This window comes from Marinobacter sp. bablab_jr008 (genome assembly GCF_016464145.1).
Taxonomy (GTDB): domain Bacteria; phylum Pseudomonadota; class Gammaproteobacteria; order Pseudomonadales; family Oleiphilaceae; genus Marinobacter; species Marinobacter nauticus.
The window spans coordinates 525,530-544,379 of sequence record NZ_JACDWW010000059.1 but is presented as its reverse complement, the minus strand read 5'-3'; the positions used below and the strand labels follow the sequence as shown (position 1 = coordinate 544,379).

The 18,850-nt window shown below is 58.1% G+C and carries 20 protein-coding genes; 5 read left to right on the top strand and 15 right to left on the bottom strand.

The window, feature by feature from the left end; all coding sequences use genetic code 11:
* Positions 1 to 64: 64 nt before the first annotated feature.
* On the bottom strand, positions 65 to 1,249 hold the full coding sequence (locus tag JIF53_RS11190) for an NnrS family protein (protein ID WP_011786587.1): 1,185 nt from the start codon (positions 1,247 to 1,249) through the stop codon (positions 65 to 67).
* Between the two features lie 123 nt (positions 1,250 to 1,372).
* On the opposite strand from JIF53_RS11190, the gene JIF53_RS11185 reads away from it, so the two are divergent.
* The gene (locus JIF53_RS11185; RefSeq protein ID WP_199452501.1) at positions 1,373 to 1,744 is read left to right on the top strand and encodes a SirB2 family protein; all 372 of its coding nucleotides are present in this window, start codon (positions 1,373 to 1,375) and stop codon (positions 1,742 to 1,744) included.
* A 1-nt stretch (position 1,745) separates the two neighbouring features.
* Here JIF53_RS11185 and JIF53_RS11180 read toward each other — a convergent pair whose 3' ends face one another.
* The 3 genes from JIF53_RS11180 to JIF53_RS11170 all read right to left on the bottom strand — a co-directional run bounded on the left by JIF53_RS11180 (position 1,746) and on the right by JIF53_RS11170 (position 4,550).
* Positions 1,746 to 2,567, bottom strand: coding sequence for an ion transporter (locus tag JIF53_RS11180; protein ID WP_014422504.1), 822 nt, complete (start codon positions 2,565 to 2,567; stop codon positions 1,746 to 1,748).
* Between the two features lie 77 nt (positions 2,568 to 2,644).
* The gene (locus JIF53_RS11175) at positions 2,645 to 3,103 is read right to left on the bottom strand and encodes an EVE domain-containing protein (protein WP_011786584.1); all 459 of its coding nucleotides are present in this window, start codon (positions 3,101 to 3,103) and stop codon (positions 2,645 to 2,647) included.
* Positions 3,104 to 3,191: 88 nt separating this feature from the next.
* A complete protein-coding gene (locus JIF53_RS11170) occupies positions 3,192 to 4,550 on the bottom strand; it encodes an MFS transporter (RefSeq protein WP_199452500.1) in 1,359 nt (452 codons plus the stop codon).
* A 271-nt stretch (positions 4,551 to 4,821) separates the two neighbouring features.
* On the opposite strand from JIF53_RS11170, the gene JIF53_RS11165 reads away from it, so the two are divergent.
* The 3 genes from JIF53_RS11165 (at position 4,822) to JIF53_RS11155 (ending at position 7,564) form a co-directional block, all read left to right on the top strand.
* The gene (locus JIF53_RS11165; RefSeq protein WP_199452499.1) at positions 4,822 to 5,283 is read left to right on the top strand and encodes a universal stress protein; all 462 of its coding nucleotides are present in this window, start codon (positions 4,822 to 4,824) and stop codon (positions 5,281 to 5,283) included.
* A 46-nt stretch (positions 5,284 to 5,329) separates the two neighbouring features.
* Positions 5,330 to 6,835 carry an MFS transporter gene (locus JIF53_RS11160; protein WP_153741695.1) on the top strand — a complete coding sequence of 502 codons (1,506 nt, stop codon included), beginning with the start codon at positions 5,330 to 5,332 and terminating at the stop codon, positions 6,833 to 6,835.
* Positions 6,836 to 6,937: 102 nt separating this feature from the next.
* The gene (locus JIF53_RS11155; RefSeq protein ID WP_199452498.1) at positions 6,938 to 7,564 is read left to right on the top strand and encodes an ankyrin repeat domain-containing protein; all 627 of its coding nucleotides are present in this window, start codon (positions 6,938 to 6,940) and stop codon (positions 7,562 to 7,564) included.
* Between the two features lie 82 nt (positions 7,565 to 7,646).
* Here JIF53_RS11155 and JIF53_RS11150 read toward each other — a convergent pair whose 3' ends face one another.
* The 3 genes from JIF53_RS11150 to trhA form a co-directional block, all read right to left on the bottom strand.
* Entirely contained in the window at positions 7,647 to 9,239 is a 1,593-nt protein-coding gene (locus JIF53_RS11150; protein ID WP_199452497.1) for an antiporter, read from the bottom strand.
* Between the two features lie 269 nt (positions 9,240 to 9,508).
* Positions 9,509 to 10,648: an NnrS family protein gene (locus JIF53_RS11145; protein ID WP_323127170.1), complete on the bottom strand. Its 1,140-nt coding sequence runs from the start codon at positions 10,646 to 10,648 to the stop codon at positions 9,509 to 9,511.
* 95 nt (positions 10,649 to 10,743) lie between these two features.
* Complete coding sequence (gene trhA / locus JIF53_RS11140) at positions 10,744 to 11,403, bottom strand: PAQR family membrane homeostasis protein TrhA (protein ID WP_199452496.1); 660 nt, start codon at positions 11,401 to 11,403, stop codon at positions 10,744 to 10,746.
* A 208-nt stretch (positions 11,404 to 11,611) separates the two neighbouring features.
* On the opposite strand from trhA, the gene wrbA reads away from it, so the two are divergent.
* Positions 11,612 to 12,211: an NAD(P)H:quinone oxidoreductase gene (gene wrbA, locus JIF53_RS11135; RefSeq protein WP_011786576.1), complete on the top strand. Its 600-nt coding sequence runs from the start codon at positions 11,612 to 11,614 to the stop codon at positions 12,209 to 12,211.
* 55 nt (positions 12,212 to 12,266) lie between these two features.
* Here the strand turns inward: wrbA and JIF53_RS11130 are convergent, their stop codons facing one another.
* From JIF53_RS11130 to JIF53_RS11095, 8 genes are all read right to left on the bottom strand, one after another.
* A complete protein-coding gene (locus JIF53_RS11130; protein ID WP_153740626.1) occupies positions 12,267 to 12,980 on the bottom strand; it encodes a Crp/Fnr family transcriptional regulator in 714 nt (237 codons plus the stop codon).
* Between the two features lie 113 nt (positions 12,981 to 13,093).
* A complete protein-coding gene (locus JIF53_RS11125; RefSeq protein WP_199452495.1) occupies positions 13,094 to 14,608 on the bottom strand; it encodes a cytochrome D1 domain-containing protein in 1,515 nt (504 codons plus the stop codon).
* Positions 14,609 to 14,646: 38 nt separating this feature from the next.
* The gene (cobA, locus tag JIF53_RS11120; protein WP_022990816.1) at positions 14,647 to 15,507 is read right to left on the bottom strand and encodes a uroporphyrinogen-III C-methyltransferase; all 861 of its coding nucleotides are present in this window, start codon (positions 15,505 to 15,507) and stop codon (positions 14,647 to 14,649) included.
* Between the two features lie 10 nt (positions 15,508 to 15,517).
* The gene (nirJ, locus tag JIF53_RS11115) at positions 15,518 to 16,717 is read right to left on the bottom strand and encodes a heme d1 biosynthesis radical SAM protein NirJ (protein WP_199452494.1); all 1,200 of its coding nucleotides are present in this window, start codon (positions 16,715 to 16,717) and stop codon (positions 15,518 to 15,520) included.
* A gap of 133 nt (positions 16,718 to 16,850) precedes the next feature.
* Positions 16,851 to 17,372: an Lrp/AsnC family transcriptional regulator gene (locus tag JIF53_RS11110; protein WP_199452493.1), complete on the bottom strand. Its 522-nt coding sequence runs from the start codon at positions 17,370 to 17,372 to the stop codon at positions 16,851 to 16,853.
* Positions 17,347 to 17,808, bottom strand: coding sequence for an Lrp/AsnC family transcriptional regulator (locus tag JIF53_RS11105; protein ID WP_014422490.1), 462 nt, complete (start codon positions 17,806 to 17,808; stop codon positions 17,347 to 17,349). Before JIF53_RS11105 ends, JIF53_RS11110 begins: the two co-directional genes overlap by 26 nt.
* Positions 17,809 to 17,830: 22 nt before the next feature.
* Positions 17,831 to 18,367, bottom strand: a complete 537-nt coding sequence (locus tag JIF53_RS11100) for an AsnC family protein (RefSeq protein ID WP_199452492.1) — start codon at positions 18,365 to 18,367, stop codon at positions 17,831 to 17,833.
* Positions 18,364 to 18,828 carry an AsnC family transcriptional regulator gene (locus JIF53_RS11095; protein ID WP_011786568.1) on the bottom strand — a complete coding sequence of 155 codons (465 nt, stop codon included), beginning with the start codon at positions 18,826 to 18,828 and terminating at the stop codon, positions 18,364 to 18,366. Before JIF53_RS11095 ends, JIF53_RS11100 begins: the two co-directional genes overlap by 4 nt.
* Positions 18,829 to 18,850: the final 22 nt, after the last annotated feature.

Genomic DNA, 18,850 nt, shown 5'->3' with positions numbered 1-18,850 from the left:
CGCCGAAAACAGAAAGGCCGGCTCGGTTACGCCCCGAGCCGGCCTTTTCGTATCTGGCACTGGATCAGCCTTCGCGCCCGTCTGGCCGGGGGCTGGCCAGAATGCCGGTGTAACGCACCAGGAACAGGCCATAGGCCAGCATCCACAGCAGGGTGCTGGTGCCAATGCCGGGGTGCCAGGGAATCAGGTTGAAGGCGGTCAATACCCGAATAACCGCAGCGAGCTGGATGGCCACGAACGCCAGGACCATGCCCTTTGGCAGCACCAGCGGGCGGCCGGTGTGGCCCAGTGACACGCGAGCAATCACGCCCAGAATCAGGCAGGCGATGGCGCCGGTACCGGCGGCATGGCTCCAGGCATTGGTTGGCCATCCGGCCACCAAAGAGCCTGCCAGCAGAATCAGTGCAACCGGCACCCAGAGAATGGACAGGTGCAGAATCCAGAGCAAGGGATCTTTGCGCACCAGCCAGCCTTTCCAGTTATACAGGCGCACCAGCATCAACGATGCAGCAACCACCGCAATGACGGCGGTGACGGTTTGCCAGCCCGTCACCAGGGATGCCATCAGCAGGATCATGGAGAACAGTGCCGCCATATCCAGTGCCGGAATCATCCTGACTGCCTCGGCATTGCCGCCACGCTGGCGAAGCCATCCGGCTGAGAACGCAGGGGTAATCCGGCCTCCGATGATGCTGATCAGCGCCATGGCCATGATCAGTGCTCCGTAGCTGAACGCCATATTCAGGCGGGTAACAAAGCCGATCTGCATCAGCCAGAGCAGCCCGAGGACAAGCAGAATCATCAGCTGCCGCTTCTGGCGGGCTTTCCACACTCGCCAGCCGGCATCGATCATCACCAGGGGCAGGAACGCCAGATTTACGCCCTGTACCAGCCAGTCCGGCAGGTTGCCACCAAAGGCCAGCAACAGGCGACCGGCCAGCCAAACGCTCCAGAGACCTGCAAGCAGTGCACCGTGGGTTCGGTTGGTCTGGGTCCAGACGCACACGGCGGTGAGCAGAAAGCCTGCGATGGCGGCAGACAAAAATCCGAACAGCATTTCATGCTGGTGCCAGAACAGGGCGGGCAGGGCCAGTGGCAGTTGAACCACGCCGGTGACTTCCAGGACCCATACCGGGATGGCAACAATGGCCAGTACCGTCATGGAAAGGAAAAAAATCCGGAAAGGATAGGAAAAGAGTTGGCTGAGGCTGGCAGACGCCCGTTCAGGGGAAGTCGGTATGGCCTGCATAGATGTCTCCCATATACATGTATTCTGGGTATATGTTAAACCTTCGCGCCTGTATTAACCATACCTGCTTGGGGGTAGTTTGCGTACAATGGCCGCAACCCGTTTGTTAACAAAGGAACTTCCATGACGTCGTACATTATCCTGAAGCACCTGCACATGACCACCGCCTACCTAACCATCACGCTGTTTGCCCTGCGGCTACTGCTTGATGCGGTCGGGCGACCAGGCTGGCGCCAGACGCCGCTACGGTTCATTCCCCACATCAATGACACCATCCTTCTGGTCGCGGCCATTGCGCTGGTGTTTGTGGCCGGTTATGCCTCTGCCATGCCCGGTTGGCTGATCACCAAGATCGTGTTGTTGTTCGGTTACATCATTGCCGGGGTGTTTGCGCTGAAAACCACTGTGGGCAAGCCCGCACGCATTGTGGCGGCGGTACTTGCCCTGGTGCAGGTGACGGCTATTTTCCATCTGGCCATGGCCAAGCCATTCTGAATCAGCGTTTCTCGCTGACCTGCTTCGTCAGTTCCTGCAGCTGTTCCTGTACAGCCCGGAGCTGACGGGCAATCTCATCCCGCTCATCGTGGGCCTTCTGGGCCTGTTTGGCGTTCTGCTCCTCGCTCATTACCTCCAGTATCGCCCCGATCATCATGTTCAGGAACACAAAGGCCGTCAGGAAGATAAAGGTCAGGTAGTACAACCAGCTCATGGGATAGTCTTCCATGGTGGCATACATCACGTCGGTCCAGTCCTCAAAGGTGGCAACCCGGAACAGTGTGAGCATGGCGATGGCGACATCGCCCCAGAGTGTTTCGTCAACGCTGGCGAAGAACATGGAGCCCATGGCAGCGTAGATGTAGAAGATGATGAACATCAGCAGGGCAATGTAGCCCATGCGCGGAATAGCTTTCAGTAACGAGTTGATCAGAAAGCGCAGCTCGGGCACCACTGATACCAGTCGAAGCACCCGGAATACGCGCAGTAACCGGCCCAGCAATACCGCCTCGGAATTGTCCAGAGGGATCAGGCTGCCGATCACCACGATGGTGTCGAACAGGTTCCAGCCATCCATGAGAAAGCGGCGTTTGAGTGGGCAGGCGGCGAACCGGAACAGGATTTCCACCAGAAAGAACAGGGTGATGGCGTTGTCCATCACCGACAGGCTCTGTTCCACCAATGGTGGCAGATCATAGGTTTTGGCGCCGATGGTCAGGGCAGACAGAATGATGATGGCGATAACAACAGTCTGGAACACCTTGCTCGATTCAATGCGCTTGAGCTGGGCAAAGCTGCTGGCGGGATTCATGTCCATGGACATCTCGACGGCTCCGGGAGAATTGAAACGCGGCAATTCTAAAGCTACGGAGCCGGTGGTGGTAGGCCTGTGATCTGAGTTTAATCGACCAGGTGGAGGATTTGCTGCCACTCGGCATCGCTGACCGGCATGACCGAGAGTCGGCTGCCTCTGCGTACCAGAGCCAGTTCACTGAGCTCTGGCATGGCTTTGAGTGAGTCCAGGGGGATCAACGCCGGCAATTTCCGTTCAAACTGCAGGTCGACCGCTTGCCAGCGAGGTTTTTCTGCGGTGCTTTTCGGGTCGTAGTAGGGAGACTCCGGGTTGAACTGGCTTGGGTCCGGGTAGGCGGATTTCACTACGCGAACAATACCGGCAATGCCTATGCGCTTGCAGCTGGAGTGATAGATAAAGACGAGATCTCCCTCCTGCATCTGCGCCAGGAAGTTGCGGGCCTGGTAATTGCGCACACCATCCCAGGGAATAACACCCTCAGGCTGACGGGCAAAATCATCAATGCCGCATTCAGAGGGTTCGGTTTTAACCAGCCATTTTGCCACCAGCGGGACTCCACTCGATCATTGTCGGGCCAGTATACAAAAAAGCCCCGCAGGCGGGGCATAAAGCACGAAACGGTGGCCGGGGCATTTACCCGTGTTGGTCGGAGTTCCGCATGGCGGCATCTGCTACCGGATGACGGTTCATGGGATAGAACAGCTGCGGGGAGGCCAGTTCCGGCAGATCGGTCTGCTCGGTCTGGGCCGCCCATTCCACCCGTTCCGCTTTGCGGATGGCGTAGTGCATCCAGGCCAGGGCTGCTGCCACAATGGCGAACATCAGCATGAAGCAGCTTTGCCAGATGCCGGTTATGTCGTTCAGCACACCAAAGGTGAGTGGCAGGATGAAACCACCGATGCCCCCGATCATTCCTACCACGCCGCCGACGGCCCCCACATGCATCGGGTAGTACACCGGAATGTGTTTGTAGACGGCCGCCTTACCGAGCGACATGAAAAAACCGAGGATAAAGGTGAGCACCACGAACATGGGCAGGCTCATGGCCAGCGTGAAATTGATATCTCCCTCGATGCCATGCACCACATAGCGGGTGGGCGGATAACTGAGTAGGAAGGTACAGACTACCGAGGCAATGAATGTCCAGTACATCACTCGTCGGGCGCCGAAGCGGTCCGACAGCCAGCCCCCGAGGACGCGGAACAGGGATGCCGGGATGGTATAGAGCGCGGCGATCATGCCGGCGGTTTTGATGTCCAGGCCATAAACGCCGATCAGGTAATGGGGAAGCCAGAGCGCCAGGGCAACAAAGGCGCCGAACACAAAAAAATAGTACAGGGCAAAGCGCCACACCCGAAGTTCCCGGAGCGGTGCCATCTGTTCGGCAAACGATTTCTGTTCGGCGCTGCGGCGTTGTTCGGCCAGCGGGTCGGTTTTTGCCAGTAACAGGAAGGCAATGCCCATGATGGCCAGCACCGTGGCGTATATCTGCGCGGTTTTCTCCCAGCCGAAGGCCACCAACAGAAACGGGGCGCCGAAGTTGGTCACGGCAGAACCGACGTTGCCGGCGCCGAAAATCCCCAGTGCGGTGCCCTGTTTAGCCGGTTCAAACCAGGCTGCGGTATAGGCCACCCCGACTATGAAAGCGCCGCCCGCCAGGCCCACTCCGAGGGCCCCGACCAGCATCATGGCGTAGGTCGTAGCAAAGGTCAGCAGGTAAACACAGGCCGCGGTGGTCAGCATCAGGATGCCGAACACCCAGCGCCCGCCATAACGGTCGGTCCAGATGCCCAGGAATAAACGGCTGATGGAGCCGGTAAGAATCGGCGTGGCCATCAGCAATCCCAGCTGGGTGTCGGACAGCGCCAGCTCTTCACTGATGCGAATGCCGATGATGGAAAAGATGGTCCAGACGGCAAAACACAGGGTGAAGGCGAAGGTCGAAAGGCCCAGCGCCCGATATTGCTGAGCTTTGGCGGGCATGCTCGTCATGGTCTCTCCTGGCCGGAAAATACTCCTCTGAAACCATACCAAAAAGCCGAATTTTCGGGCCGGCGCATTGGAGGTACCTCCTGCTGGGTGCAAAGGGGGTAGGTCAATGGTCACTATCCCGGGAAAGGTGATATTCCGGGGCTTTCTCTGGTGGGGTACGTGGGTTCAGGCTTGATCAAGATCAATTATGGCGGCTGGGTGCTATGGGGTAATGCTGACCGATATCAACTCGAATGCCTCCGTCTTGGGGGTGTGATACCGGGAGAGCCACATGAACATCATGATTGCCTACGACGGTTCCCGAAACGCGAAACTGGCGCTGGCCCAGACCATCACCATGTTTCGGCGGCTGGAGCCAAAAATCACGCTGGTTGCGGTGGCAGAAAACCCACGCGACATCACCTCCGGCAATGAAGACCTGTTTCAGGAAGAAGTTGGCGAGCTGAAACAGCATCTGAAAGAAGCTCTGGAACTGTGCGAAAGCGAGCAGGTGAGTGCCGAGAGCCTGATGCTGGAAGGCGACGCCCGCAAGAGCCTGCTGTTCGCCGCCGAGAAAAAGGTACGGCCAGACATGCTGGTCATCGCCCGCCACAGTCATGAGCCTGACGGCGGCTTCATTGCCCGATCATTGACCTATTTCGTGGACGAACTGGATTACATGACGTTTGGCAGCGTCAGCTCCTTCCTGGCTCGCCGGATCCAGTGCCCACTTCTGATTCTGCCCAGCCTTTGATGGCCGGGATTACCTGTTTCCATTGTCTTAGCCCCGGGAGGCTGAAATGAAAGTCGCTGACGTATTCCGCGTCCGCAATCCTGAAATCAGGGCACTACACCTGACCTGGATTGCCTTCTTTATTACATTCTATGTCTGGTTCAACATGGCGCCACTGGCGTCCAGCATGCTCAAAAGCGTGGACTGGCTGACCAAGGACGACCTGCGCCTGTTTGCCATCTGTAACGTGGCGCTGACGATTCCCGCCCGCATTATCGTGGGTATGGCGCTGGACCGCTTCGGTCCACGTAGGGTGTTTTCGGTGTTGATGGTGGTGATGGCCATACCGGCGCTGGTGTTTGCTTTTGGTAACACCATGGCTCAGTTGCTGGTCAGCCGCCTGGTACTGAGCTCCATTGGTGCCAGCTTTGTGGTTGGTATTCATATGACGGCCATGTGGTTCAAACCCAAGGACATTGGCTTTGCAGAAGGCTTTTATGCGGGCTGGGGCAACTTTGGTTCTGCGGCGGCTGCCATGTCACTGCCGACCATTGCCATTACCATGTACGGCGGTGAAGACGGCTGGCGCTGGGCCATCGCCCAGAGTGCCATCGTGATGGCGGCCTACGGCGTCTACTACTGGTTCGCGATTACCGACGGCCCTGCTGGTACCGTGCATCGTAAACCCCGTAAGGCCGTGGCACTGGAAGTCAGCACCTGGGGTGATATGGTCAAGCTGATCCTGTGGACCATTCCTTTGGTCGGGGTATTGGCTATTCTGGTGTGGCGTATCCAGAACATGGGGTACCTGTCTGCCACCGGGGCTGCTATCTGTTACGCGGTGATCTTCGCCATTGTCTGCTATCAGATTGTTCAGATACTGCGGGTAAACGTCCCCATCCTGAAGAAAGGCGTGCCTGAGGACGACAAATACCCGTTCAACAGTGTGGCTGCCCTGAACAGCACCTACTTCGCTAACTTTGGCGCGGAACTCGCTGTGGTCTCCATGCTGCCAATGTTCTTCGAAGAGACCTGGAGTCTGAGCGCAACGGCAGCCGGGCTGATTGCGGCATCTTTCGCCTTCGTGAACCTGATGGCCCGTCCGATGGGCGGCCTGGTATCTGACCGCATGGGGAACCGCCGTTTCGTGATGCTCAGCTACATGTTCGGTATTGCGGTAGGATTCGGTCTTATGGGGCTACTGAATTCCAACTGGCCGTTGATTGTGGCAGTGGCGATCACTGTGTTCACGTCCTTCTTCGTACAGGGTGCAGAAGGCGCCACCTTTGGCATCATCCCCTCTATCAAGCGTCGCCTGACCGGCCAGATATCTGGTATGGCTGGTGCCTATGGCAACGTCGGTGCGGTGGTCTACCTGACCATCTTCACTTTTGTCACCCCGACCCAGTTCTTCTTCATCATCGCCGCTGGAGCCTTTGTTAGCTGGATACTGTGCATTATGTGGCTGAAGGAACCCGAGAGCGGCTTCTCTGAGGAATACCACGTGTCTTCTGTCGATCTGCAGATCGAAGAAGAGGAGCGCCACCGGTTGGCGGGCCAGACAGCACGGTAAAAACGTTCCCTTTACAACGGGAGCTGTGACAACCCGCCGCGGAGCAATCCCGGCGGGTTTTTTGTATGCTCGGAGGAAAGTGGTCGCAACAGGAGAGAGGTCATGGGGTTCTGGGAACGCTGGTCCGGGCTGATGGGGGCGATGTTGGCGCTGGCCCTGTTACTCGGATTCTGGCAGCTCCTGGGCGAAGGCGAGGATCTGGAAGCCCGTGATAGCAGGGGTAGAACTCCCCTGATTGTGGCGGCGGAAGAGGGCGAGACTGACCGGGTTGCCGAGCTGGTCGAGCGTGGGGCCCGGGTTGACGCAGGGGACGACTGCAAGTGGACGGCCATGATGAGGGCTGCCTCCCGTGGTCATACGGATATTCTTGCCTTCTTGCTGGATCATGGCGCGGATATAAACCATACGGAAAAAACCGGCTATACGGCTCTGATGGGGGCGGTGATTGCCAGCCGTCCGGAGGCTGTACGCCTGCTACTGACCAGAGGTGCCGATCCTGACATCCGGGAATACGAAAACGGGCAGACTGCGCTGATGATGGCTGTGCGCAACCGCAATCCGGAACTGGTTCGGTTGCTGCTCTCTGCCGGTGCAGATCCGGAGCTGGTTAATAAATCGAACAAGAGCGCCAGGGATCTGGCGCTGGAGGCAAGTGCCGGGGAGGGGGAGCCCATGCAGCAGGTGCTCACTGCTCTGGGTTGTGAGCCCGAAGCCGCGGAGAAGCGCTGATCGTTGGCAGTTCCCTGCCGCCATAAAAAAGCCGGCCCTTGTGGGGCCGGCGAGCAGAGGTCTAACGCTTGGATTCTTGCTGTTACGGATTCTTGATGTAGGCGTTCTTGCGCAGGTAGAACCACCAGTTAACCACCAGACACACCGCATAGAACACTGCGAACCCGTACATGGCCACTTCTGGCGTGCCGGCCTGGATCTCCTGGCCCATCACGCGAGGGGCGATGAAGGCGCCGTAAGCGGCGATTGCTGAGGTCCAGCCCAGTACCGGGCCCTTCTGCTGCTGGTTGAAGATAAAACCAATGCTGCGGAAGGTGGAGCCATTGCCAATACCGCTGGCGGCGAACATCACAATGAACAGGATCAGGAACAGGGCAAAATAGCTGTTCGGATCAGTTGAGTTGTAGGCCAGCATCATGACGTAGCCGGTGGCGACCGAGGCGACGACCATCACCACGGAGATGATCTGGGTAACGATGGAGCCGCCCATCTTGTCGGAAATCCAGCCGCCGACCGGACGAATCAGGGCGCCGACGAATGGCCCCATCCAGGCCCAGGTCAGAGCGCTGGGTGCATCCGGGTTGACCACACGGGCCATGGCGCCATCCGCTCCCACTTCCATCATGTTGCCGAAGATGACGCTGATGGACAGCGGCAGGGCGGCAGAAAAGCCGATGAAAGAACCGAAAGTCAGAATGTAAAGCACGGTCATGGACCAGGTGTGCTTGTTGCTGAAGATGGCAAACTGGTTCTTGATGTTGGGCTTGATGTCACCTGGGATCAGTCTGAGCAGCGCCACGGTCAGCACAATGGTGATGGGCAGGGCCAGCCACATATTCATGACTGACAGAGCCCAGACGCCGGCGATAGAGGTCAGCAGACCAACGCCATAGAGGCCAAGTATTTTGCCGAATGCCGATATCGGGCTGCCAGGATTGGGAGTCACCACCTTGAGGTTGTTCATGCCGAACCAGCCCGCGAAGGCCAGCGGAATCAGAAAGACCAGCCAGATGAAGCCGGCGTTCTGGATCCAGGTGTCGGTGCCGGCCTCAATACGGCCGATCAGGGTGCCACTGGGGCTTTGCAGTTGCATGGGATCACCGGCAACAGCGCCGAACACGCCAACGGTCATTACCAGTGGAATCAGAATCTGCATGGTGGTCACGCCGAAGTTACCCAGGCCGGCGTTCATGCCGAGACCGTACCCCTGTTTGCTCTTCGGATAAAACGCGCTGATGTTGCTCATGGAGCAGGCAAAGTTACCGCCGCCAATACCGGACAGCAGCGCCAGCGCCTGGAACACGATGAACGGTGTGTCTGGATTCATCAGGGCGACACCGGTGCCGAACGCCGGGATCATCAGCAATGCGGTGGTCAGAAAAACGGTATTGCGACCGCCGGCAATCTTGATCATGAACGAGGCCGGAATTCGCAGGGTTGCACCGGACAGGCCGGCAATGGCCGTAAGTGTGAACAGCTGTTCAACGGTGAAAGAAAACCCCAGGTTTTTCATCTGGGTGGTGATCATTCCCCACATCAGCCAGATGGCGAATCCCATCAGCAGGCTGGGGATGGAAATCCACAGGTTGCGGGAGGCGACTTTCTTGCCCTCCCGCTCCCAGAACTCCTCACTTTCGACATCCCAGTGTTCAATGTCGGCGTTGGTTTTTGCCATGGTTAAGCTCCTCGTTTCTTTGACCCGGAGCCACCGGAATCAGTGGCTGTCACGGCGTTGGACTCATTTTGCAAACGAGGCGGGTGTTTCAATCCTGATAAATATCAAGGAAGGTTGTCGGTAAGATGATCTCGCAATTCGGCTCTTTTTCTGAAAGGCTTGGTCGCTTTTAAAAACCTTTTAAAACATAAAGTTATGTTGGTGGTATGCCGTAGGTAGTAGCTGCTTTTCGAGTTGGCGCAGTAGAGGTAGCCAATCATTTCCGGTGGCTATGGCGGGCCGTGCCGGGTTTTTTGCGTAAGCGGATATAGGGCCATTACCTGACCGGCGACGCCTGCAAAGGTCAGAGCCCAGCAGCCGGAAGAGAACCAAAGAAGTTCAGGTTGGGAGTAAGGCGTGGCCCCCGCCAGGTAGCGGCTTATGGTGGCGGCTGCCACCAGTATCGCGATAGCGATAACCTGCCATGCTGGCGGAAATGTCCGGCGCGCCCGCTGCCAGACCAGTCGAAGCATCACGCTCCCCGAGAGTGTCCCCAGCGCTCCGACAACAATCAGGTGCAGCGCGGGAAGAACCGGCCGTCCGGCCAGCAGGTGCGTGCCTGCGAACGCCGAGCCGATGGCCAGCCACATATAGCCAAGGGCCAGCACCAGCAGGTCGGGCCGGTTACTGCAGTGCCAGAGCTTCCAGCGGACAATCCGGATAACCACCAGCGCACTGGCTGAGACAAGAAGAAGTCCGGCCAGCTGTTCGGTGGCACTGAACAGCATTAACGTCATGGCGATCGGCAGGACGACCAGCAGTGCTCCTTCTATGTGCGGTTGTACCCTGGCTTCCAGGGGGATGCCCCGCTTTTCCAGCGTGCCGGCCACGGCCGGCGCAATAATCCTTCCGCCCATAAAAGTCATCAGTAATAGCAGGCCCAGGATGGTGGTTTGCAGCAGGCGGCGGGTGTCTGGCAAAGGCAGGCCGGCTTGTGTCAGAAAGTAGACCAAAGCCATCAGGCAGAGCACGAGAATCAGCGGGCCGGCAATTTTGTTGCGCCATTTCTTGGCCGCCTGAAACCGTGGCACCACATACCATGCCAGCAGCAGTGCAAAAGCCGGGCTGAGTGACTGTGCGAAGAGTGTTTCGGGTGCCAGCAGCCAGGCAAGCCGGGCCGCTAACCAGAGCCCAAAGAGCAGAACGAGGGCGCGCCGGGGTTGCGGCCCGAGTGTGTAACCGGCGATCAATGCCAGTGCGAAACCAAAAATCAGCTCATGGCCATGGCCAGCACCAATCAGCCCCGGGGGCCACCCATAGCCGGATAGCGCTGCGTAGATGGACAATGGAACCACCGTAGCGGCCCAGAGTGAGGCCGCCGGGAAAAACAGCCAAAAGCTGTGCATATTGGGTTGTGTTGAGCGTGCCACAATGTCATCCGGAGTAATGAGTCGACTGAGTCGGAGTGTCAACGTTGGATGGGTTGTGGTCAATGCTTTGCGAACGGTGCGTGACGGCCACGCATTCAGACGGAATGAGGAAGAACCCCGTAATAGATAGCGCTGAAATGGCAGGCGCTGCCGCCAATCACGAACAGGTGCCAGATCGCGTGCATGTAAGGAATGCGGTCGGCCAGGTAAAACGCAACGCCGGCGGTATAGACAATGCCGCCGGCGATGGTCAGTTGCAGGGCCGTTTCACTGAGGTTGGCCACCAGGTCGGATGACGCGAAGGTGATCAGCCAGCCCATGGCAATGTAGATACCTACCCGTGCGAGCTTGAAGCGGTTTTTGAAGATCACCTTCAGTACCACGCCGGTCAGCGCTAGGGACCAGATGACGGCAAACAGGGTCCAGCCGGTGGTGCCACGCATGTTGACCAGCAGAAAAGGTGTGTAGGTACCGGCAATCAGCAGGAAAATGGCGCAGTGATCCAGGGTCTTGAAGGCCGTTTTCAGGCGCGGATGGCGGGCGCCGTGGTAGAGCGCGGACGCCATGTACAACAGAATCAGTGAGGCACCGAATACGCTGAAACTGACAATCTTCCAGACATCCCCCAGTTGGCTGGCGCCTGCGATCAGGGCTACCGTTCCTACCACACTCAGCAGGGCTCCAATACCGTGGGTGGCGCTGTTAATCCACTCTTCTATCCTGTGATGAACGGAATCTGGCTGGCTGTGCGTCATGGTTTGGATAATTGCCTTATGGGGAAATTGCGATTCAACGAAAGTATAGGGTATTTCAGCGTACAAGTGTACGCAAATTATGGCGCGTGAACATTTTGTGACTTCATTCAGAAAAACTGAAAGACCTGCCGGAAATCTTCCGTTTTTGTCTTGCGGTCAGAGCCGTTAGGCTTTGAACAATTGAATGCATACACAGGAGATTGTTGCGATGGCGAAAGTTCTTGTTCTTTATTACTCCATGTACGGTCACATTGAGACCATGGCCAATACCGTGGCCGAAGGCGCTCGCGGTGTTGACGGAGCCGATGTTGTTGTTAAGCGTGTTCCGGAGACCATGGCCGATGAAGCCTTTCTGAATGCCGGTGGCAAGGCTGATCAGGGCGCCCCGGTGGCGGACCCGAAGGAACTGGCGGACTACGACGCTATTATCTTTGGTACCCCGACCCGTTTCGGCAACATGGCGGGCCAGATGCGTACATTCCTGGACCAGACCGGCGGCCTCTGGGCTGAGGGCAAACTGCATGGCAAGGTCGGCAGTGTCTTCACTTCTACCGGCACCGGCGGTGGCCAGGAACAAACGATTACCTCGTTCTGGACCACTCTTGCTCATCACGGCATGGTGTTGGTGCCGCTGGGTTACGGCATACCGGAGTTTTTCGATATTTCAGAAGTGAATGGCGGTACGCCCTATGGCGCCTCGACCATTGCGGGCGGTGACGGCAGCCGGCAGCCAAGCGAAAAAGAGCTGGCCATTGCCCGTTTTCAGGGCAAGCACGTGGCTGAGCTGGCGATCAAGCTGCACGGATAATTGCACCAGGAAGCTAACTCAGGTTTTGGCGGCGGACGAAGTTCCGCCGCTTTTTTTATGGGGCTTTATCCTGATTGGCAAAGGCGGTTTTCAGCCGGGAGAAAGTGGCTGGCACCACGCCCAGCCAGGAAGCAAGCTGGTTGTCTGGCACCCGCTTGATCAGCTCCGGATACTCCTCCAGCAGCAGCTGATACCGTTCCCGGGCCGACATGGTGTGTTTGCGGTACTCCCGCATGCTGGTCAGCTCTGCGATTTCCTCTGTCAGTACGAGGGCAAACTTGTGCCATTGGCCATCACCGTAGCTTTGGATGGCCGAGCGAAAAGCCGCAAAATCGGCCACCCACAGAGTGGCAGGCAGAACGCTGGTCAGGCATAAGGTGTTTCTAACGGTACGGCTGCGACCAAAGACTGGCCAGATCAGGTCACCTTCGGAAAAGAAATGGTGGACGGCGACCTTGCCGGCCGGGGATTCCCGGAATAACCGGAGGATGCCGTACTGAACCAGATAGACATTGGCCCAGGGGCGGTCGTGCTTTTCCAGCGGGGTATCCGGGTCTACCCGTTGTTGCTGAAACAGGCTGGCAAGATGATTGAGAAACCGGGCCTCCGGGTTATCCCGATTTTCGTTCAGGCAGATACCGAAGGCGTGGCTCAGGCCATTCAGGAGTGCCACTTCGGCGGGTGCGACACTGTAGTGAATCAGATCATCACTGTCGCTACCCAGCAGACATGGTGCGGAGGCCACGGGCGGCCTGAAACTGCTGTTCATATCTTGACCCCGGCTGCATTAGCTTAGGTCAATTATCCTACCATAAAAGCTATATCCGAAATGACTTAAACAATTAAGCCTGTGTTACTCAGTCGATAAGGCCAGACTGGATACTAGTGACTGGTGCCTTCCTCGTAGTTAATCTTGTTCCAGACGTTGTACTTGCCGGATGGCTTGTTCATCGGAATGCGTTTTTCCTCTTCCAGGGTATCTGCGTCATAGACAATGACGGCGCCATCCTTGTCCCAGATGCTCAGCAGCAGTTTCTCGCCATGGCGGTCGAATTCCACGTGCGCGGCCACTTTTCCCGGCTCCGGCTGAAGCGTTTTGACGATCTCCAGGGTCTGCTTGTCGATAATGTGCACCTTGTCAGCGTTGGGGCCGAAGAACACATCTGCCCAGGCGTAGCGGGAATTTTCGTGGCTGCGCATGAAGAACCCCGGGCCTTCGGTTTTCAGCGTCTTGATCACCTCCCAGGTGTCCATGTCGATAATGGAGATCGCGCCGGCCCGGAAGTGCGGGGTAGCCATTACCCGGCGGCCTTGGTACTCCCAGGTAATGCCGGAACCCAGGTGAGGCATGCCAGGCAGCGGCAGTTCGGCGGTGGTTTTACCGGTATCCAGGTCGATCACCACGCCGTGCTTGCCGTCGCGGGCCGCGCCGATCAGGTGCTGGTAGCCCGGGTCGAAGAAGAAGTCGTCCAGCAGGGTGTCGGTGGCCATTCGGCGCACCTTTGCCTTGCGGTTTTCGACGGTGATTTCCCAGGCTTCGGGAATGTCTTTCAGGGCAGCGATAAAGCTGCTTCTGGGTGGCGCGGCGTAGACGGCGCTTACTCGAGAGCTGTCGCCGGCATCGTTTTCAACGGGGATAAAATCCAGCATCTCCAGATTGGCGGCGTCGAACAACACCATGGAGTGGGGCAGGTAGTTTGCTGCCAGCACATAGTTGCCGTCAGCGGAAACTGCGATGTTGCGCATGTTGATGCCGGCGCGAACTTCGGCCACCACTTTCAGGTTGTAGATATCGTATTTGGTAATCCAGCCATCCCGGGAGCCGAAGTACACATAACGACCGTCCGGGCTGTACTTCGGCCCGCCGTGCAGGGCAAAGCGGCTGGGAAACCGGTGAATGGGCTCCATCTTGTCGCCATCGAGCAGGGTGACATGGTGATCACCAATTTCCACCACCAGGAACAGATTCATCAGGTCCGCCTCAAACACTGGCTCATCCGGCAGTGAGCCCTGGGGGTGGCTGACCTGCCGGCTGCTGCGGATTTCCGCCTCGCCCCATTTCAGCTCATGGCTCGGGGGCTGATAGATGAAGTCGGTCAGCGCCGCGATCTGCTGGTCGTTGAGGATGGTTTTATAGCCTGCCATCTGAGTGGCCGGTCGCCCCTCCCGGATGACCTGTTCGGCCTCGGCTTTTTTCAGCCGGCCGAGGTTCTCCGGCAGCAACGCCGGGCCCATGCCGCCCAGCCTGTCCGGGCCGTGGCAGGCTGCGCATTGCTGCAGGTAGAGAGTCTCTGTGCTGTGGTTATTGGCCTGTTCGGCCAGGGCCGGGCCTGTTATCAGGGCGCCGGCGATCAGCAGGATTGTGTTCAGGTTTGCTCGGGCTTGGTTCAGGTTCACCAGCTACAGCTCCCGGTTGGTCAGATAGCGTTTTGCGTTCAGGCGGGCCGTTGGCCGGCTGTGACGGCAGGCTCGGTCAGGGCGCTGTTCCATCCTGCCTGAGCCGGGCGGGCCAGCTTGTCCGCCAGTTGCACCACCTCGCCCACAATAATCAGGGTGGGTGGCTGGAAATCTTCCCGGTCAATGGTGTCTACCAGATCTTTCAGGGTGGTGACCGTCATGTGTTGCAGTGGTGTGGTGCCGCGCTCCACCAGAGCCACCGGGCAGTTTTCTGAAAGGCCGTGGGCCGTCAGTTCGCGAACAATGGTCGGTGCATTGTGCAGGCCCATGTAGAACACCCGGGTCTGCCCTGGTGCGGCCAGTACCGGCCAGTTGAGTTCCAGAGTCTGGTCAGCCTTACGGTGACCGGTGACGAAGGTCACGCTCTGGGAATAATCCCGGTGGGTCAGCGGAATGCCGCAGTAAGAGGCGCAGCCCGCAGCAGAGGTAATGCCAGGCACCACCTGGAAATCGATGTCATTGTCCACCAGGAACTCGGCTTCTTCTCCGCCGCGGCCAAAAATATATGGATCGCCGCCTTTCAGGCGCACTACCCGCCGCTGTTTCATGGCCAGTTGCACCAGCAGTTCGTTGGTTTCTTCCTGGGGTACGTAGTGGCACCCGCTGGCCTTGCCCACATGAATGCGTTCAGCACGGGGGTTCACCAGTTCCATGATTTGCGGGGAAACCAGGCGATCATAAACAACGGCATCGGCCTGCTGAATCAGCATCAGCGCGCGCAGCGTGAGTAACCCGGGGTCACCCGGCCCGGCACCGACAATAGCAACTTCTCCCGGCCGCAGAGGTTGTTCCGCAAGCTGGAACTCCACCAGGCATTTTTTTCGCGGGTTTGTGGTCATGGCGCGTTCCTTAAAGATTGTGAACCGGGATTTCGATCACCGGAGCGGCGACCCGTCGGGGGGTGTTATCAACTACCCCGATTTCCTCGTTGGTGAGATAGCAGCCCGGATCTTCCTCCCAGAAGTCGCCAGACACGTTGTAAGCCCGTACCCGGGTGTTGCCGTTGCAGATATTCAGGTATTTGCAGTCCGCGCAGCGCCCTTTTACCGGGCGCGGATGCTGGCGGAAGCCCTGCATCAGCGGATCGGTGGTTTCCGACCAGATATTCGAAAACGGGGTTTCCCGCACGTTGCCCAGGTTGTGATCCCACCAGAAGGTGTCCGGATGCACCACGCCGAGGTTGTCGATATTGGAGATATTCACGCCGGAGGAGTTGCCGCCCCAGTTGGTCAGCCGCTGGGTGAGGGCGTCGACCTGGTCCGGGTAATGCTCTTTGGCCCACTCAATCAGGAAGGGACCATCAGCATCGTTGTTGCCGGTGACGTACTCCCGCTCGATACCGCGCTTGAGTTCGTCGTGGCAGTGGTTGAACAGCAGGTTCATGGCATCGCGGGTCATGTCGTACCAGGCATCCCGCTTCTTGTTGCGGCCGCCCCGGCCGGAGTAGTTCAGGTGAGACAGGTAGAACTTGTCGATCTGGTGCTCGTCCAGCATCTCCAGCATGGCCGGCAGTTCCGGGTAGTTATCCTGGGTCAGGGTGAAGCGCAGGCCCACCTTGATGCCGGCTTGCTTGCACAGGGCTACGGCGTGCATGGACTCTTTGAAGGCGCCTTTTTTCTGGCGGAATTCGTCGTGGGTGGCTTCCAGGCCGTCGATGCTTATGCCCACGTAGTCGTAGCCCACGTCGGCGATTTTGCCGATGTTGTCTTCGGTAATCAGGGTGCCATTGGTGGACAGGCCCACATAGAAGCCCATGGCTTTGGCCCGATGGGAAATATCAAAGATGTCCGGGCGCATCAGCGGTTCACCGCCAGAGAGGATGAGTACCGGTACGCCGAAGGCTTTCAGGTCGTCCATCACCTTGTAGACTTCCTGGGTGGTGAGTTCGCCCTTGAAGTCGATGTCCGCTGAAATCGAATAGCAGTGCTTGCAGGTGAGGTTGCAACGGCGGATCAGGTTCCAGATTACCACCGGGCCGCTGGGCTTGGGGACCGGGCGCACCGGTACCGGGTTCATCAGGCTCTTGATGTAGCGGGTCATGCGAAACATAGTTTTTCTCTCTCATCGGGAGTGGCTTTCTTGCCTCTCCGGGCGGGCCTTTACCGGCTCTCTGCCCTTCTAACTATCCCCCTGCGGGCGCTGGGTATCCATACCTTTGATGGAGTACTTCAGGAGGTACGTGCTACTGCCTATCTGTTTGTTTTTTCAGTCGTAATCCTGTTTTTTTCAGGATGGCGGAACTGTACAGGATGGTGTGTCCGGTGCAGGCGTCGCCGAGTACCTCGCGGATTTGGGCTGCCTTGTGCTCGACTTCCTCGCGGCTGATCCCATGCACCATGGCAAAGAGGTTGAAGCTCCAGTAGGGCAGGTGTCTTGGTCGGCGGTAGCAGTGGCTGACAAAGGGCAGGCAGCCGACTTTCTCGCCGAGTTCGGCGATTGCATCATCCCGGACATCCCATACGGTCATGCCATTGAACCGGTACCCGAGTTTGTAGTGATCCGGTACCGCCGCGACTCTCCGGATGACCCCGGCTTCCTGCATTCGTTGAAAACGTGACAGCACCTCGTCTGCGGGCATGTCGAGCTGTTTTCCCAGTTCGGCCCAAGGGTCGGAAACCAGCGGTAATCCGGATTGGGTGGCAACGATGAGTTCACGATCCCGGTTACTCAGCACCGGGTCAGACTTCAAAGTGAAGGTGGACATGGAACTCCTGCTCCTTGGGCATGTTGTAGACCGGGTAGCCCGTAAGTAACTCAATCCGCTTGATGGTTTCGTCAATGCCTTCCGGTGTTTCCGTGGCCAGAACAAACCACATGTTCAACTCATGCTCGCGGCGGTAGTTGTGGGCTACCTCGGGGAAGCTGTTCACCTGCTCGGTCACATTGGCGAAATCTTCATCCGGAATGCGCATGGCCGCGAGCGTCAGGCCGCCGCCCATTTCGCCAGCATGAAACATGGGGCCAAAACGAGTCAGGGTCCCGTTGTCCAGCAATGCCTGGAGGTGCTTCAGCAGAGTTACTTCTGATACACCCAATTCATCGGCCACGTCTTTGTAGGGGGTTCGCGTAAGTGGCAGGCCGTATTGCAGGCGGTTGATGATGGCACGCTCCAGGGGCGTGAATTCGGGTAGTACAGGCATGTGGTCTGATGGCTTTGAACGCTCAGCAATTGCTGACATAACGGCCTCCGCGCTGCAGGTAGGCTTTATTGCTGAACAGGATGGCATGGTCCACATCGCTCAGCTCATGTTGCTCAATCAGGCCTGCAAGCTGATTTAGAACCCGTTCGCGACTGACACCATGGATCATGCAGAACAGGTTGTAGGGCCAGTCTGGCAGGCGTCTTGGGCGCTGATAACAGAGGGTGACACAGGCGGCGGCTGCCATGGCCTCGCCCAGTGTTGAAACCCGGTCGTCCGGCACGTTCCAGACCACCATAGCGTTGGCGCGATAGCCCAGGGTGCGGTGCTTGACCACCAGCCCCAGGCGTTTGATCAGCCCCTGCTGTTGCCACTGGCTGACAGCGTTCATAACCTGTTGTTCGGACAGCCCGGTGCGTTCGGCCAGGGTCTGATAGGGGCGAGGTGTCAGGGGCAGGCCGTTTTCCAGTTGCTCGCGTAACCTCAGCAGGCCCCAGGCACTCATGGATTCGGTATCAAACAGATAGCTGTAGTTCGGGCCGGTGACTGGCAGGTTCATGGTAATGCCTCCCAGTCGATGTCAAAGCCCAGGTCGATATGGTAACCCTCGACCATTGGCAGTCTCAGCATCGGCAGCTTCAACTGGTGTTCCAGCTCGTCCAGCCGTTCCTCCAGAGTGTCTTCATCCGGAGCGGTCATCACGAACCAGAGGTTGTAGGTGTGCTCCCGGGCGTAGTTATGATTCACGCCCGGGGCACGGTTGATCCGGGCCGCCACCAGATCCATTTGTTCTTCTGGCGCGGCCACGGCAGCCAGCAGGCTGGCGCCCGCCTGACTGTGTTCAAACACCGGGCCGACCCGGCTGAGCACCTGCTGTTCCTGCAGGGCAGACAATCTCTGGATAACCTCTTCCTCGGTCAGGCCCAGTGTCCGGGCCATTTCCTCGTAGGGGCGTTCGCAGACCGGCAGGTTACGCTGGTAACTGTCGATCAGTTGTCTGTCTGCCGCATCCAGTCTCATCAGGTTGCTCCTCCGGGCCGGG

Excerpts from the sequence above, each read along its gene's own strand:
- JIF53_RS11190 (WP_011786587.1), bottom strand. The coding sequence starts at position 1,249 with ATGCAGGCCATACCGACTTCCCCTGAACGGGCGTCTGCCAGCCTCAGC.
- JIF53_RS11185 (WP_199452501.1), top strand. The coding sequence starts at position 1,373 with ATGACGTCGTACATTATCCTGAAGCACCTGCACATGACCACCGCCTAC.
- JIF53_RS11180 (WP_014422504.1), bottom strand. The coding sequence starts at position 2,567 with ATGTCCATGGACATGAATCCCGCCAGCAGCTTTGCCCAGCTCAAGCGC.
- JIF53_RS11170 (WP_199452500.1), bottom strand. The coding sequence starts at position 4,550 with ATGACGAGCATGCCCGCCAAAGCTCAGCAATATCGGGCGCTGGGCCTT.
- JIF53_RS11165 (WP_199452499.1), top strand. The coding sequence starts at position 4,822 with ATGAACATCATGATTGCCTACGACGGTTCCCGAAACGCGAAACTGGCG.
- JIF53_RS11160 (WP_153741695.1), top strand. The coding sequence starts at position 5,330 with ATGAAAGTCGCTGACGTATTCCGCGTCCGCAATCCTGAAATCAGGGCA.
- JIF53_RS11155 (WP_199452498.1), top strand. The coding sequence starts at position 6,938 with ATGGGGTTCTGGGAACGCTGGTCCGGGCTGATGGGGGCGATGTTGGCG.
- JIF53_RS11150 (WP_199452497.1), bottom strand. The coding sequence starts at position 9,239 with ATGGCAAAAACCAACGCCGACATTGAACACTGGGATGTCGAAAGTGAG.
- trhA (WP_199452496.1), bottom strand. The coding sequence starts at position 11,403 with ATGACGCACAGCCAGCCAGATTCCGTTCATCACAGGATAGAAGAGTGG.
- wrbA (WP_011786576.1), top strand. The coding sequence starts at position 11,612 with ATGGCGAAAGTTCTTGTTCTTTATTACTCCATGTACGGTCACATTGAG.
- JIF53_RS11130 (WP_153740626.1), bottom strand. The coding sequence starts at position 12,980 with ATGAACAGCAGTTTCAGGCCGCCCGTGGCCTCCGCACCATGTCTGCTG.
- cobA (WP_022990816.1), bottom strand. The coding sequence starts at position 15,507 with ATGACCACAAACCCGCGAAAAAAATGCCTGGTGGAGTTCCAGCTTGCG.
- nirJ (WP_199452494.1), bottom strand. The coding sequence starts at position 16,717 with ATGTTTCGCATGACCCGCTACATCAAGAGCCTGATGAACCCGGTACCG.
- JIF53_RS11110 (WP_199452493.1), bottom strand. The coding sequence starts at position 17,372 with ATGTCCACCTTCACTTTGAAGTCTGACCCGGTGCTGAGTAACCGGGAT.
- JIF53_RS11105 (WP_014422490.1), bottom strand. The coding sequence starts at position 17,808 with ATGCCTGTACTACCCGAATTCACGCCCCTGGAGCGTGCCATCATCAAC.
- JIF53_RS11100 (WP_199452492.1), bottom strand. The coding sequence starts at position 18,367 with ATGAACCTGCCAGTCACCGGCCCGAACTACAGCTATCTGTTTGATACC.
- JIF53_RS11095 (WP_011786568.1), bottom strand. The coding sequence starts at position 18,828 with ATGAGACTGGATGCGGCAGACAGACAACTGATCGACAGTTACCAGCGT.